Source organism: Gaetbulibacter sp. M240, from assembly GCF_043876815.1.
Classification (GTDB): domain Bacteria; phylum Bacteroidota; class Bacteroidia; order Flavobacteriales; family Flavobacteriaceae; genus Gaetbulibacter_A.
On the sequence record NZ_JBAWKA010000002.1, the window covers coordinates 353,118 to 367,991 of the forward strand.

13 protein-coding genes are annotated in these 14,874 nt (G+C 37.8%); 8 read left to right on the top strand and 5 right to left on the bottom strand.

Annotated features, from left to right (window positions below; translation table 11 throughout):
* The 8 genes from V8G61_RS07110 to rimO all read left to right on the top strand — a co-directional run bounded on the left by V8G61_RS07110 (nucleotide 1) and on the right by rimO (nucleotide 6,944).
* Nucleotides 1-342 carry an Hpt domain-containing protein gene (locus V8G61_RS07110; protein WP_394874822.1) on the top strand — a complete coding sequence of 114 codons (342 nt, stop codon included), beginning with the start codon at nucleotides 1-3 and terminating at the stop codon, nucleotides 340-342.
* The gene (locus V8G61_RS07115; RefSeq protein ID WP_394874823.1) at nucleotides 342-1,595 is read left to right on the top strand and encodes a competence/damage-inducible protein A; all 1,254 of its coding nucleotides are present in this window, start codon (nucleotides 342-344) and stop codon (nucleotides 1,593-1,595) included. Before V8G61_RS07110 ends, V8G61_RS07115 begins: the two co-directional genes overlap by 1 nt.
* 78 nt (nucleotides 1,596-1,673) lie before the next feature.
* Complete coding sequence (gene rpmB / locus V8G61_RS07120) at nucleotides 1,674-1,910, top strand: 50S ribosomal protein L28 (RefSeq protein WP_394874825.1); 237 nt, start codon at nucleotides 1,674-1,676, stop codon at nucleotides 1,908-1,910.
* Nucleotides 1,911-1,934: 24 nt separating this feature from the next.
* Nucleotides 1,935-2,117 (top strand): 50S ribosomal protein L33, encoded by a 183-nt coding sequence (rpmG, locus tag V8G61_RS07125; protein WP_394874827.1) that lies wholly within the window; start codon nucleotides 1,935-1,937, stop codon nucleotides 2,115-2,117.
* Between the two features lie 12 nt (nucleotides 2,118-2,129).
* Complete coding sequence (locus V8G61_RS07130) at nucleotides 2,130-2,282, top strand: DUF4295 domain-containing protein (RefSeq protein ID WP_394874828.1); 153 nt, start codon at nucleotides 2,130-2,132, stop codon at nucleotides 2,280-2,282.
* 171 nt (nucleotides 2,283-2,453) lie between these two features.
* Entirely contained in the window at nucleotides 2,454-3,428 is a 975-nt protein-coding gene (ftsY, locus tag V8G61_RS07135; protein ID WP_394874829.1) for a signal recognition particle-docking protein FtsY, read from the top strand.
* 240 nt (nucleotides 3,429-3,668) lie between these two features.
* Entirely contained in the window at nucleotides 3,669-5,306 is a 1,638-nt protein-coding gene (locus V8G61_RS07140; RefSeq protein WP_394874830.1) for an amidase family protein, read from the top strand.
* A gap of 333 nt (nucleotides 5,307-5,639) precedes the next feature.
* Nucleotides 5,640-6,944: a 30S ribosomal protein S12 methylthiotransferase RimO gene (gene rimO, locus V8G61_RS07145; protein WP_394874831.1), complete on the top strand. Its 1,305-nt coding sequence runs from the start codon at nucleotides 5,640-5,642 to the stop codon at nucleotides 6,942-6,944.
* A 112-nt stretch (nucleotides 6,945-7,056) separates the two neighbouring features.
* On the opposite strand, the gene V8G61_RS07150 is transcribed toward rimO, so the two are convergent.
* From V8G61_RS07150 to secA, 5 genes are all read right to left on the bottom strand, one after another.
* Nucleotides 7,057-7,932, bottom strand: a complete 876-nt coding sequence (locus tag V8G61_RS07150; RefSeq protein ID WP_394874833.1) for a sterol desaturase family protein — start codon at nucleotides 7,930-7,932, stop codon at nucleotides 7,057-7,059.
* 174 nt (nucleotides 7,933-8,106) lie between these two features.
* Entirely contained in the window at nucleotides 8,107-9,450 is a 1,344-nt protein-coding gene (locus V8G61_RS07155) for a GntP family permease (protein ID WP_394874834.1), read from the bottom strand.
* Complete coding sequence (gene gnd / locus V8G61_RS07160; protein WP_394874835.1) at nucleotides 9,447-10,850, bottom strand: decarboxylating NADP(+)-dependent phosphogluconate dehydrogenase; 1,404 nt, start codon at nucleotides 10,848-10,850, stop codon at nucleotides 9,447-9,449. Before gnd ends, V8G61_RS07155 begins: the two co-directional genes overlap by 4 nt.
* Nucleotides 10,847-11,329, bottom strand: a complete 483-nt coding sequence (locus V8G61_RS07165; RefSeq protein ID WP_394874836.1) for a gluconokinase — start codon at nucleotides 11,327-11,329, stop codon at nucleotides 10,847-10,849. The genes gnd and V8G61_RS07165 overlap by 4 nt, the downstream gene beginning before the upstream one ends.
* A 124-nt stretch (nucleotides 11,330-11,453) precedes the next feature.
* A complete protein-coding gene (gene secA, locus V8G61_RS07170; protein WP_394874837.1) occupies nucleotides 11,454-14,813 on the bottom strand; it encodes a preprotein translocase subunit SecA in 3,360 nt (1,119 codons plus the stop codon).
* Between the last annotated feature and the right edge of the window lie 61 nt (nucleotides 14,814-14,874).

A 14,874-nucleotide genomic window follows, 5' to 3' on the forward strand; every position in this document is an offset into this window, starting at 1 on the left:
ATGGAAAAATATTATAAGCTTGATCGTGTTAAAGAGTTAGCAGATAACGACGAAAATTTTATTCAGGCCTTGGCCGAAACCTTTTTGGATGAAGTTGCTGTAGATGTAGAACGTTTAAAAAATGCTGTAGCTAACAAAGACTACAAGGAGGCCTATCAGGCTGCTCATAAAATGAAACCTACTATAGATTTATTTGAATTAGGTGTTCTTGACGACTTAATTGAAGTGCAGGATTGGGGAAAATTCACCAAAACCGACTTAGATATTACTGACAAACTTAATAATGTTACCACGGCTGTCGATAATGCCTTGGCAGAAATCAAGTCCGACTTTAATCTCTAATGCTTGCTGAAATAATCACCATAGGCGATGAACTTTTAATTGGTCAAGTTATTGACACCAATTCCGCGTTCATGGCTAAGCAACTCAATAAAATTGGGGTTTCAGTATTTCAAATAACATCGATACAAGACGATAAAGATCACATTCTTCAAGCCTTACATGACGCCAAAAGCCGCGTGGATATTGTAATACTTACGGGCGGTTTAGGGCCCACCAAAGACGATATCACTAAAAAAACAATTGCTCAATTTTTTAATGATACGCTCGAACTAGATTCCGAAGTTTTAGATAATATCGAAAACCTTTGGAAAAATCATGTGAGAGGAAAGTTACTCCAGGTTAATAAAGATCAGGCTTTAGTACCTACCAAAGCAACGGTTTTAATGAATAAGCTGGGAACCGCACCCGGCATGTGGTTCGAAGAGGGAGAGAAGGTATTTGTTTCGCTTCCGGGTGTGCCTTACGAAATGAAGGCTCTGATGGAGCACCAAGTAATTCCAAAGTTAAAAGCAAAATATAATTGTCCATATATTCTTCATAAAACCTTACTGGTTTATGGTTTGGGTGAAAGCGCTCTTGCCGAAAAGATCGAAGTCTGGGAAGACGCGTTACCAGCACACATCAAACTGGCTTATTTACCAAGTCTGGGAAAAATGCGGCTGCGCATATCTACGAAAGGTTTCGACGTAAAAGCAGTAAAACTTGAAGTGCAGAACCAGATCGACGCGCTTTTACCTTTAATAAAAGATGAGTTCGCGGGCTTCGAGGAAGAAGAAGGTTCTGTGGAGATCGTAATAGCCAAACAACTTATAAAACTAGGAAAAACACTAGCTATCGCCGAGAGTTGCACAGGTGGTGCTGTTGCAGAACGTTTTACATTGCATTCCGGAGCCTCTAACTTCTTTAATGGAGGTGTTGTAACCTATGCTACGGCTTCAAAAACCGATGTGCTTGCGGTTCCAAAAGAGATCATAGATACCTATTCGGTAGTGAGTTCTCAGGTTGCCGAAGCTATGGCTGCAAATGCACGCCATTTATTCAAATCTGATTTTGCCTTGGCAACAACAGGAAATGCGGGTCCAACTAAAGGCGATTCAGAAGCCGAAATAGGTACCGTATATATTGCTATTGCTACAAAGGATACTATATATTCCGAAAAATTCAACTTCGGAAATCACCGGGTAAAAGTGATCAATAAAGCGGTAAATAAAGCACTCGAAATGTTGCTTAAAGAAATTTTTAAAAATAGATAAAAATTAGGTTGTCATAATACAAAGAATTTGTATATTTGCACCTCGATTTTAGGTAACACCAATTAAAGTTATATAACAATGTCAAGAGTTTGTGAACTTACAGGAAAGAGAGCTATGGTTGGAAACAACGTGTCTCATGCGTTAAACAGAACAAAACGTAAATTCAATGCCAATTTGGTTAAAAAACGTTTTTATATCCCTGAAGAGGATAAGTGGATAACTTTAAAAGTGTCAACTTCTGCTTTAAAAACAATTAACAAGATAGGTATTTCTGCAGCACTTAAAGAAGCAAAATCTAAAGGCTTCTTAAAGTAATCGCTGGAAAAAAATAATATAGAGATGGCAAAAAAAGGAAACAGAATACAAGTAATTTTAGAGTGTACCGAGCACAAAGAGTCTGGAAAACCAGGAACTTCTCGTTACATAAGTACTAAAAATAAAAAGAACACACCGGGAAGAATGGAGATTAAAAAATTCAATCCTATTCTTAATCGCATGACTGTTCATAAAGAAATCAAGTAAAAAACATAGATCATGGCAAAGAAATCAGTAGCAACATTACAAACAGGATCTAAACGATTAACAAAGGCAATAAAAATGGTTAAGTCGCCGAAAACAGGCGCTTACATGTTTGTTGAATCTATCATGGCTCCGGAAGAAGTAAACGACTTTTTAGCTAAAAAGTAAGTTACAATCAAGCATATATTATAAGCTGCTTTCTGTTCGGAAAGCAGCTTTTTTTATTTTATATTTGACCTAATAAACCATACGTTAATTTGGGCGTTACCCTTCGGGTCGGGCTTTCCGCGCTACATGGTAGCTAGCTACAATCCCTAACGCAAACAACTTAATTACAAAATGAGCTTCATAAAAAAAATATTCTCATCCGAAAAAAAAGAAACCTTAGATAAAGGTCTCGAGAAATCCAAAACCAGCTTTTTCGGAAAACTAGGAAAAGCCGTAGCCGGAAAATCAAAAGTAGACGATGAGGTTTTAGATAATCTGGAGGAAGTACTCGTAACCAGTGATGTAGGCGTAAATACCACACTTAAGATCATCGAGCGCATTGAAGAGCGTGTGGCTAAAGATAAATATCTGGGCACTGATGAACTTAATCTCATATTACGTGAAGAAATTGCAGGATTATTAAGTGAAACAAATACCGGAGAAGAAACCGAATTTACCATTCCTGAGTTACCGCCTCAAGGCAACGGACAAAAAACACCTTACGTGCTCATGGTTGTAGGAGTTAATGGTGTAGGTAAAACCACGACCATTGGAAAGCTCGCCTATCAATTTAAAAAGAATGGTTTTAAAGTGGTTCTTGGTGCTGCAGATACGTTTCGTGCCGCGGCCATCGACCAACTTCAGGTTTGGGCTGATAGGGTAGACGTGCCTATGGTGCGACAGAATATGGGCTCCGATCCGGCATCTGTAGCCTTCGATGCTTTGCAATCCGGAGTAAAACAAGACGCTGATGTTATTATTATAGACACCGCTGGTCGTTTGCATAATAAGGTAAATTTGATGAACGAGCTAACCAAAGTAAAGCGCGTGATGCAAAAAGTAATTCCTGAAGCCCCTCACGATGTGTTGTTGGTTTTAGATGGCTCTACCGGCCAGAACGCCTTCGAACAGGCGAAACAATTTACAGCGGCCACTGAAGTAACCACTTTGTGTGTTACAAAACTAGATGGAACTGCAAAAGGTGGGGTTGTTATTGGTATCTCCGACCAATTTAAAATTCCTGTAAAATACATTGGTGTGGGCGAAGGTATTGAACATTTACAAGTGTTTAATAAATACGAGTTTGTAGATTCATTTTTCAAATAACACCAAATCCCTGATTCCAAAAACTCTGCGATTTTTAAAATTTGTTCCCAGATTCGTAGGAAAATTATTGCACACAAAAACTTTAACAGCCTTTTAACAGGATAGTTTTTATAACACTAACTATTTAAACACCTGTTAGTCAACACGTTGTATTTATAGAGTTGTTCTATATATTTTTACGACCATTTTCAACCCCTTATATAAAGGTGAATTTTTAGTAATTTTAATAAAAAATTAACTATGAAACACCTTCTACTCGCATTTCTTTTGGTGTCATTTTTATCTTGTAAAAATGATACTAAAACCCCTTTGGATATGGAACAAACAGCCACCGACTCATCAGCTGTTGCTTCAAAGGATTTCAGAGAATTTAAAGTCCTCGATTCCAAATATATCAACAACGACATACTTTGGGAGCCTATCAACAATGATCTTGAAGATTTTACTGAACAGGATTATCAGGCCTTAAAACCACTTGTTTTAGAGCAAAACATTAAAACACTTCAAAAAAGTATCAATTCGGATAACTTATCATACGAACAACTTACGAAGTTTTATTTGTACCGTATCCGTAAATTCGACCGAGATAATGATATTTCCTTGAATTCCGTTATATCTATTAATCCTAATGCGATCGCAGAAGCTAAACAAAAGGATCGGGAACTATTAAATCGGAAATTAAAGCATCCCATTTTCGGAATGCCTATTCTTCTTAAAGATAATATTAATACTGCTGAGGTGCCTACAACAGCTGGTGCTTCTGCCTTGATTAATAATCGTACCGATGATGCCTTTATTGTTAAGCAGCTTAAAAAGCATGGTGCTATTATATTGGGTAAAGCCAATTTGAGTGAATGGGCGTATTTTTTCTGTGGTGATTGCCCAAGCGGATATAGTGCGGTTGGCGGACAAACTTTAAATCCCTACGGCCGACGAATATTGGATACCGGTGGGTCGAGTTCAGGCAGTGGCGTGGCCGTGGCAGCTAATTTTTCTGTAGCTGCTGTTGGAAGTGAAACCTCCGGTTCTATTTTATCGCCTTCTAGTCAAAATTCTAACGTGGGATTAAAACCCACTATTGGTTTGTTAAGTCGGTCGGGAATTGTTCCGATCTCATCAACCTTGGACACACCCGGCCCTATGACGAAAAATGTGCTCGATAATGCGATCATGTTGGACGCTATGTTGGGATATGACCCTCAGGATGCTAAGTCGATGAAACCTTATAATAAAAAGCCAATGTATGAAGGGTTTAGTTCTAACGCGTTGGAAGGTAAGCGCTTTGGAGCCTTTAAGCGCCTTTTGGAAGATAGTTTATATGTGAATGCTATTGCTGATCTTAAATCGAGTGGAGCAACCGTAGTAGAGATTGAAGAAGAGGATGTAAATTTACCTAACTTCAGGAGACTCCTTAATCTAGATATGCAGAAGGATTTACCGGATTACCTTGCCAATTTTGGTGGGGAAGACCTTACTGTAAGCTCTATGCAAGATGTTATTGTATTCAATAAAAAGGATTCTATAATGGCCATGCCATATGGCCAATCTCTATTTTTAAGTGCCGTTGCGGATCAGGCTACACCAGAAGACTTTAAAAAGATAAAAGATACATTGAAAACGAATGGCAGATTGTTTTTCAATAAGCCCATGACCACTCATGAACTTGATGGATTTTTAAGTATCAATAATTACCATGCTGGTTTTGCGGCCGTTGCAGAATACCCGGCAATTACGGTACCCATGGGTTACGATGAAAAAGGCGCTCCAAAAGGTTTAACCTTTATCAGTCTGCCACTATCAGAAAAACGTTTGCTCGACTGGGCCTATAGTTATGAACAAACCTCCGGAAAAAGAATTTCTCCTAAAAATTATAATTAACTAATAGCAAAAACAATGAAAAAAGTATAGTCTTATTCTTTCTGTTGAATATATAGGGCGAAATTCTTGGTAATTTAAAAGCATCAAATATTGTAGATTTTCACAGTTTGTATTTCGAAAATGTTAATGTTGCATTGTCATTGAATTTATTGTTCGAAAATATTTTTAGAAGAAATGGAATAAATAAAACTTCTTATAACTCTTAAGCCTAACCTTGGGAGTTTTTTTATTCCGTTTAGAAAATACCCCTGTTTATGAAATTTTAGTTTCTGATCATAGCTATAAAAAATCCTTAAGGATTCCGTATCTTTGCGCCCTGATTTGTAAAAGAATATGCGCACAAAAACGCTTAAAAAAAATAAAATTAACGTGGTAACCCTCGGCTGTAGTAAAAATGTTTACGATAGCGAGGTACTTATGGGACAGCTTAAAGCCAATGGGAAGGAAGTAGCTCATGAGGAGGAAGGTAATATTGTAGTAATTAATACCTGTGGATTTATCAATAACGCCAAGGAAGAAAGCGTGAACACCATTTTGGAATATGTGCAGCAAAAAGAAGCGGGTGTTGTAGATAAGGTATTTGTTACCGGTTGTTTGAGTGAGCGATACAAACCTGATCTGCAAAAGGAAATTCCGGATGTAGATGCTTATTTTGGAACCACTGAGTTACCCGGTTTATTAAAAGCTTTAGGGGCTGATTATAAACATGAGTTGATTGGTGAACGTTTAACAACGACACCTAAGAACTATGCTTATTTAAAAATTGCTGAGGGTTGTGACAGACCTTGCTCGTTTTGTGCTATTCCTTTAATGCGTGGAAAGCACCGTAGTACACCGATTGAAGATCTGGTAAAAGAAGCTGAAAATTTAGCAGCAAAAGGTGTTAAGGAGCTTATTTTGATCGCTCAGGATCTAACCTATTACGGACTTGATCTTTATAAAAAACGTAATTTAGCAGAATTGCTGGAAGCTCTTGTAAAAGTTGATGGTATCGAATGGATCCGTTTACATTATGCCTTTCCAACCGGTTTTCCAATGGATGTTTTGGATGTTATGAAAACCGAATCCAAAATCTGCAATTATATAGATATTCCACTTCAGCATATTTCCGATCATATCCTGAAAAGTATGCGTCGTGGTACGACCAAAGAAAAAACAACGAAACTACTTCAGACATTTAGAAATAAAGTTCCCGAAATGGCTATTAGAACAACCTTGATTGTTGGTTATCCCGGGGAAACTGAAGAAGATTTTGAAGAATTAAAACAATGGGTTCAGGACATGCGTTTTGAACGCTTGGGTTGCTTCACTTATAGTCACGAAGAAAATACGCATGCCTTTAATTTAGAGGATGATGTGCCTGACGATGTGAAAATAGATCGAGCCAACCAGATCATGGAAATTCAGTCACAAATATCATGGGAACTCAATCAAACCAAAATTGGGGAAATCTATAGGATTGTGATCGATAGAAAAGAAGGAAATTATTTCGTTGGTAGAACGGAGTTTGATTCTCCCGATGTGGACAATGAGGTATTAATTGATGCATCATCCACCTACCTAAAAACAGGGGAATATGCTACAGTTAAAATTATCGAGGCTGAAGATTTTGATCTCTACGGAGAGGTTATAAATTAATTGAACGATAGCATAAAATAAAAAAGCATGAACGTAAAAATTCATGCTTTTTTATTGGCCTCAATTATTTAAACTTTTTTAGTTTTAAAACACTTTGAAATGGCTTTTTAGACTAGTTCTGTCCCTTTTTAAAACCATAAAGGTTTTGATGTATAAAGTCTTTCGGGAATTTATCATCTCCTTTAAAACCAATCTCTATTTTACCACTGTCCTCAGGAATGTAATTCGTTTTAAAAATATAATCCCATAAACTTAAACTGATCCCGTAATTAACCCCATATTTTCCTTCAGGTAATTCATAGGCATGATGATATAAGTGCATAACCGGGTTATTAAATATATATTTTAAAGGACCCCATGTAATTTTAATATTAGAGTGATTAAGGTGTCCTATTGTAATAGCGATAAAATGAACTATGTAAGCTTGTTCCGGTTCAAAACCACCAATAATCATAACCCCAAAAGTTTTCAGGGGTTTATATAAAATATTTTCCATCCAATGGTATCTTAAATGAGCGGCAAAACCCATTTCTTTCACACTGTGATGAACTTTATGAAACTTCCATAAAAAGGGGTATTTGTGTAATAATACATGCGTAAACCATTGTACAAAGTCTAAAATAATAAAGAATACTGCTAATTGTGCCCAAGGCGTCCAATTTGAGATATCTATAAGGGCTAAACTTTTTGCTGTTAAATTTACTTCAGAAAATAGCAAGCCTAAAATTTTATAAACCCCGCTAATGACTATTGAGAAAATAAAGAAGTTAAAAAACATATAAAATGCATCCAACCAAAAATCACGTCTAAATATAGACTGTTCTTTTCTCCAAGGAAATAAAATTTCTAATATCCACACAAAAAGTGAAATTGCGATAAGTCCCCAAAAGAAGTTTGTATACCAAGGCACTTCAAAAATTATAGATTTCCAGGTCCAATTCACCGTACCTGTGAAGGCATTAAAAAATGCGTCTAAATACTTTTCCATTTTAATTTTTAATTTACAGTTGTACTCTCTCCTTCAAAGGTTACCACCTTAAAATTATTCTATTTTGTTCTTGAGCCATCAAAATTTTTGATTTTACAATGATTTTATTCTTCTTTTCCTATTGTAAAATATGGCTTCTGTAGAATCTAAACAGTTAATCCATCACATTTTGAACTACAGAAAAACAGAAATCATTAAAACGACACTAAATCCTACTAAGGATAAAATGGTAGTCATTATGGTCCAGCTTTTAAAAGTCTGTTTTTCTGTGAGTCCTAAATATTTACTTACTAACCAAAAGCCACTATCATTTACATGCGACATGATGGATGCTCCTGAGGCGATAGCGATTACTAATATAGCAGTGTACAAAGGTCCCGTCTCCGGCATTAATAATGGTGCTGTTAAACCGGCAGAAGTAATCATGGCTACTGTAGAGGATCCCTGTAATATCCGAACCAGTACTGCTGCTAAAAAAGCAAATAATAAAATACTAACGCCTTTATCCGCAAAATAATTCGCCAGCATTTCTCCTGTTTTTGTATTGATTAGCATTTGTTTAAATACGCCACCGGCACCTGTCAGTAATATGATAACCCCGGCGGGTCCCATGGAAGCTGTACTTATTTTAAGTAAAACCGCTTTACTGGTTTTTCGTCTGATACCTAGCACATACCAAGCCATTAAATTAGCTATGATTAGAGCAGTAAAAGGATGGCCAATCATTTTTAACCAGGACTTTACACTTTCTGAGATATTTAAGTGATTTAATAACGGACTATTAAGAAGGGTATTGCCAATAATTAAAACAATAGGAATTCCAATAATTGAAACCACTAGCCAAACGGCTGGATAGGAATTTGTTGACTTCTTTTCAGCTTGTAATTCTGGTGCATTAATATGAATTTTTTTGGCAATATATTTTCCGAAAAGTGGACCACTAATCATAGCCGTTGGGACTCCTACAATAAAGCCAAATAATATGACCCAGCCTAAATCCGCTTTTAAAATATCAGCTACAGCTACAGGACCTGGTGTAGGCGGTATAAAAGCATGAGTTATGGCCAAACCGGCTAGCAAAGGAATAGCATAAAGTAAAAGTGATTTTTTTGTTTGGCGTTGAATAGAGTAAATTAGAGGAACCAGCAGTATAAAAGCGACATCAAAAAACACTGGAATAGCCACTAAAAAACCAGTGAGCATTAAAGCCCATGAGGCACGTTTGTCTCCAAATTTATGCAGTAAATAATGCGCCAAAGCTTCTGCGCCACCTGAATGTTCTAGGATAGCTCCGAATATAGCACCCAAACCTACAACCAGCGCCACAAAACCTAGCGTATTGCCCATGCCTTCCTGCATAGTTTTGATAATGGTACTTGGTGCCATCCCGGCAATAATTCCAACAGAAATACTTGCTATGAGTAGTGCTATAAAAGCCTGAATTTTAAATTTTAATACGAGTATCAATAACACGGCTATACCGATAATTACTGCGGAAATAAGCGTGAAGTCGATCATGAGTCTAGCCAGTTGGTGTGATAGAATTTTGAATTTTGTGTGTCATTTCGTTGATATAAATGAGCACCAAAATAATCCCTTTGCGCCTGAATGAGATTTGCCGATAGGTTTTCAGTGGTTATTGCGATCCAGAAATGATAGGCCTGATAAAAACAGTCTACAGGGACCCTGTTCGCCAGTCCGTTTTGAATCAAATCTAAAACTGCCGGTTCATTGGATTTAAGATGTTCAAAAACAGTATCATTTTTAATCAGGTCATCTCCCGACTGAAACCAGATGGCTATTTTTGACATCAGTTCTGATTGAATAATGCAACCCCTTGTCCAGCTCCTGGCTAATTCGGCAAGATTGATATTCCAACCGTAAAGCTTTGCGGCTTCCTTGATCAATTCAAAACCTTGATAATGATTAATGAGTCGCGCAAAATAATAAGCTTTCTCTAAGCTTTGTAAGTCAGGTTCTTGGGTACTTTCCGTTTGATTATTGAAGCGCTTTCTAAGATCAACACGTTTTTCTTTTAAAGCGGAAATATAACGAGAGAAAACAGCTGAGGTCATCATTGTAGAAGGTTGCCCGAGGTCTAAGGCAGTCTCACTAGACCAGCTTCCGGTACCTTTATTTCCGGCCTTGTCCAAAATGCGATCTAATATATATGTGTTGCCTTCTTTTGTTATCAGGATTTTAGAGCTGATATCCAATAAAAAACTTCCTGATCTGGTTTGCTGCCATTGGGAAAACAGATCTGAAATAGCTTGATTGTTGTAAAAGGGTCGGAGCAATGCATACAATTCTGCTAGCAGTTGCATTTCAGCATATTCGATGCCATTATGGATCATTTTTACAAAATGACCTGCTGCCCCTGAACCGATATGTGTGCAGCAAGGTTGCTGCTGTGCATCTTTAGCTGCAATGGCTTCTAAAATAGTTTTTACTTTAGAGTAAGCTTCAGCCGATCCACCGGGCATTAAAGATGGTCCTGTTCGTGCGCCTTCTTCTCCACCTGAAATGCCACAGCCGATAAAATTAAAACCTTCTTTTTTCAAGGCTTCATAACGTTCTTGAGTATCTTTAAAATAGGAGTTCCCTCCGTCTATAATAATATCACCGGGATCTAGTAGGGGTTTTAATTGGCTGATAACAGCATCTACCGGCGGTCCGGACTTTACCATGATCAATATTTTCCTCGGACTTTCCAGAGAGCGAATAAAATCTTCCATATTTTTGAAACCGGAGATAGAATCAAAGGTCTCCGTATCATTTATAAAATCATCTACCACATGGGCCTCGTCGCCCTCAGTACGATTGTAAACTGAAAGGGTAAATCCTTTTTCAGCAATGTTCAAGCTGAGACTTTTTCCCATAACACCTAAACCAATAAGACCAAATGCTGATACGTTCATTTCAATGAAAAATATGTGATGATATGTTTTACAATGTCTTCAAGAGTTTCCTCAGTAGAGAGATGTAAACCATATTCAGGTGGTTCTAAGGTCTCAAACTGAGATCGTAATAAATCAGATTTCATATAATGTTCCGGGCGATCTTCAAGCCGCGATTGGATTACTTCGAAAGGCGCATACAAATAAACCCAATGAATTTGCTTTAGTTTCGATCCTAGTATTTTCCGATACGATTCTTTTAAGGCAGAGCACGCTAAAATAGATCCGCCTTCTTTTTCCCAGGTTACCATGTTATCAGCCAAGGAATCCAACCAAGGTTTACGATCATAATCATTCAAGGGAATATTGTGTTTCATTTTTTCAATATTCTTTTGCGGATGAAAATCATCAGCATCAAAAAAAGGGATATTAGTTTTCCTAGATAGGGCTTTGCCTACTGTCGTTTTTCCGCAACCGCTAACGCCCATAATGATGATCATTCCATAAAAATAATAGTGAAACGTCTTTAAATGTAATAAAAAAAATCCCGATAGGGTATCGGGATTTTTAATTTATTGGCAACCAGTAAAATGTATTTTTCGGTTATGTATGAGTTATAATAAACTATGCCTCGTCAACCAAAACCCAATCTCCTTTATTGATTAGGGGTTCTGCTTGTTTATATTTCAAGGTTTTATTTTCACCATTTAACACGTGCTTGATGGTCACCCTATCGTTTCTTCCAATTTTCGGACGATCTCTTACAATGGTTTCTACAACCTCGTGCTGACGCTGTCTGTTTCCCGCAGCACGATTTTGTGCAGAACGCTCATCTAGATTTGGTATTTCGTCTTTTTGAGTTTTTAGGTTTTCCTTTCTTCGAGTTTGTCGGGCCTCCTGAATGGTGTTTTGCGTTTCTTGAGGTAATTCACCTTTAAATAAGAATGAAATTACATCTTTATTTACGGCATCCATCATTGATTTGAACAATTCAAAAGCTTCAAATTTATAGATCAATAAAGGGTCTTTTTGCTCGTGAACGGCTAGCTGTACTGATTGTTTCAGTTCATCCATTTTTCTTAAATGCGTCTTCCAGGCGTCATCAATTATGGCAAGCGTTATATTCTTTTCAAAATCTGTGATCAATTGTTTACCGTTGGTTTCATAAGCTTTTTGTAGGTCGGTAACCACATTTAAAGTCTTCACACCATCTGTAAAAGGAACTACGATTCGTTTGAATTTATCACTTTGATTTTCAAATACATTTTTGATCACAGGGAAGGCCAGATCAGCATTACGCTTCATTTTATCCTTGTAGTGTGTAAAGGCAGCCTTGTAAACCTTGGCTGCTAATTCTTGCTCGGATAGTTTATTGAATTCTTCCTCTGTAACCGGAGCACTCATTGAAAAATAACGGATCAACTCGAATTCGAAATTCTTATAATCGCCTGCGGCTTTATTCGTTTCAGAAATATTCTCGGATGTATCGAAGATCATGTTCGCCAGATCCACGCTTAATCGTTCTCCGTGCAAGGCGTGACGACGACGTTTATACACAACCTCACGTTGGGCGTTCATCACATCGTCATATTCTAACAATCGCTTACGAACCCCAAAGTTATTTTCTTCAACTTTTTTCTGAGCCCGTTCTATAGATTTGGAAATCATAGAATGTTGGATCACTTCACCTTCTTTTAAGCCCATTCGGTCCATCATTTTAGCAATACGCTCGCTACCAAATAAACGCATCAGATTATCTTCTAAAGATACGTAGAACTGTGAACTTCCAGGGTCACCCTGACGTCCGGCACGACCTCGTAACTGACGGTCTACACGACGTGAGTCATGACGCTCTGTACCTACAATGGCCAAACCACCGGCTTTTTTAACTTCATCAGATAATTTAATATCTGTACCACGACCGGCCATGTTAGTCGCAATTGTTACCTGTCCGGGATGTCCGGCTTCAGCAACGATATTCGCCTCGCGTTTATGTTGTTTCGCATTCAAAACGTTATGATTGATCTTACGAATGTTCAACATCTTACTTAATAACTCGGAGATCTCAACAGAAGTTGTTCCGATCAATACAGGTCGACCGGCTTGAGATAATGTCGTTACCTCGTCTATAACGGCGTTATATTTTTCACGTTTGGTTTTGTATACCAGATCATCTCGGTCATCACGGGCAATAGGACGATTGGTTGGAATTTCCACAACATCCAGTTCATAGATCTCCCAGAACTCTCCAGCCTCAGTAACCGCAGTACCGGTCATACCGGATAGTTTACGGTACATTCTGAAGTAATTCTGTAATGTTACCGTTGCAAATGTTTGCGTAGCATCTTCGATCTTTACATTTTCTTTCGCCTCGATGGCTTGATGCAAACCGTCACTATAACGGCGACCTTCCATAATACGACCGGTTTGTTCATCCACGATCATAACCTTATTTTCCATCACCACATACTGGGTATCCTTTTCAAATAAGGCGTAGGCTTTTAGTAACTGGTTCAGGGTGTGGATACGTTCCGATTTTACACCGAATTCCTTAAATAGTTCTTCTTTCAGATTAGCCTCTTCCTCTGACGATAAATTTTTCTCCTCGATCTTGGCAATTTCAACTCCAATTTCAGGCATGATAAAAAAGTCAGGATTGTCCTTACCAGATAAATACTCTACACCTTTATCCGTTAATTCGATCTGATTATTTTTTTCATCAATGACATAGTAAAGATCAGCATCAACTCTCGGCATTTCACGATTATTGTCCTGCATGTAAAAGTTCTCAGTTTTCTGTAATAACAGTTTTACACCTTCTTCGGATAAAAACTTGATCAGAGCTTTGTTTTTCGGAATACCACGGAATACCTGTAAAAGTTTAAAACCACCTTCTTTGCTATCGCCTTCGGTAATTAATTTTTTAGCCTCGGCTAAAACCCCTGTAAGGTATTTACGTTGCACTGCAACGATATCCTCTACTTTGGGCTTTAATTCATTAAACTCATGGTGATCTCCTTTTGGTATTGGTCCAGAAATGATTAAGGGTGTACGTGCGTCATCAATTAACACCGAGTCTACCTCATCCACGATCGCGTAGTGGTGCGGACGTTGAACCAGATCATCTGGTGCATGCGCCATATTATCCCTTAGATAATCGAAACCAAATTCATTATTGGTACCATAGGTAATATCAGCATTATACGCTTTTTTACGAGCCGCCGAGTTTGGTTGGTGGTAATCAATACAATCTACGCTTAGGCCGTGAAACTCAAATAATGGTGCCATCCAAGCACTGTCACGTTTAGCTAGGTAATCGTTAACCGTTACTAGGTGCACGCCTTTGCCAGAAAGGGCGTTCAAATAAACAGGTAGTGTAGCCACTAATGTTTTACCCTCACCAGTTTGCATTTCAGCAATTTTTCCCTGATGCATGGCAATACCGCCAATAAGTTGCACATCATAGTGTACCATATCCCAGGTAACCGGTTTTCCGGCAGCATCCCACGAATTAGCCCAAACGGCTTTTTCACCATCTAGAGTGATATACTCTTTCTCCCCAGATAAACTACGATCAAATTCATTGGCCGTAACAGGTATCGAGGTGTTATTTACAAAACGTTTAGCCGTTTCTTTCATTACCGCAAAGGCTTCCGGTAAAATATCATTCAAAACGCCTTCTGTTATGTCGTAAGCGTCATCTTTCAGTTTATCAATTTCCTCGTAAAACTCTTCCCGTTCATCAATATCTTCCGTGTCATCGGCACGCTTTAAAAGATCAGTTATTTTAGCATCTATTTCCGCATTAGCTTCTTTAATCTTCTCTTTAAATTCAGCCGTTTTCGCTCGTAATTCGTCATGTGACAGGGCTTCAAGCCTAGCTTCAAAAGCTTTAATATCTTCAACTATAGGGGTTATAGCTTTTACATCTTGTTTAGATTTATCTCCAACAAATACTTTTAGTACAGAATTTAAAAAACTCATGTGTTTTTATTTTACAAGGTTTGTTTGTAAGTCGTAGAACAAACCTATTATTTATGGTTTA

What these genes read in the sequence shown, in the direction of transcription:
- V8G61_RS07130 (WP_394874828.1), top strand. Translation starts at nt 2,130, where the DNA reads ATGGCAAAGAAATCAGTAGCAACATTACAAACAGGATCTAAACGATTA.
- secA (WP_394874837.1), bottom strand. Translation starts at nt 14,813, where the DNA reads ATGAGTTTTTTAAATTCTGTACTAAAAGTATTTGTTGGAGATAAATCT.
- V8G61_RS07110 (WP_394874822.1), top strand. Translation starts at nt 1, where the DNA reads ATGGAAAAATATTATAAGCTTGATCGTGTTAAAGAGTTAGCAGATAAC.
- gnd (WP_394874835.1), bottom strand. Translation starts at nt 10,850, where the DNA reads ATGAACGTATCAGCATTTGGTCTTATTGGTTTAGGTGTTATGGGAAAA.
- V8G61_RS07155 (WP_394874834.1), bottom strand. Translation starts at nt 9,450, where the DNA reads ATGATCGACTTCACGCTTATTTCCGCAGTAATTATCGGTATAGCCGTG.
- V8G61_RS07115 (WP_394874823.1), top strand. Translation starts at nt 342, where the DNA reads ATGCTTGCTGAAATAATCACCATAGGCGATGAACTTTTAATTGGTCAA.
- rpmG (WP_394874827.1), top strand. Translation starts at nt 1,935, where the DNA reads ATGGCAAAAAAAGGAAACAGAATACAAGTAATTTTAGAGTGTACCGAG.
- V8G61_RS07150 (WP_394874833.1), bottom strand. Translation starts at nt 7,932, where the DNA reads ATGGAAAAGTATTTAGACGCATTTTTTAATGCCTTCACAGGTACGGTG.
- rimO (WP_394874831.1), top strand. Translation starts at nt 5,640, where the DNA reads ATGCGCACAAAAACGCTTAAAAAAAATAAAATTAACGTGGTAACCCTC.
- ftsY (WP_394874829.1), top strand. Translation starts at nt 2,454, where the DNA reads ATGAGCTTCATAAAAAAAATATTCTCATCCGAAAAAAAAGAAACCTTA.
- V8G61_RS07140 (WP_394874830.1), top strand. Translation starts at nt 3,669, where the DNA reads ATGAAACACCTTCTACTCGCATTTCTTTTGGTGTCATTTTTATCTTGT.
- rpmB (WP_394874825.1), top strand. Translation starts at nt 1,674, where the DNA reads ATGTCAAGAGTTTGTGAACTTACAGGAAAGAGAGCTATGGTTGGAAAC.
- V8G61_RS07165 (WP_394874836.1), bottom strand. Translation starts at nt 11,329, where the DNA reads ATGATCATCATTATGGGCGTTAGCGGTTGCGGAAAAACGACAGTAGGC.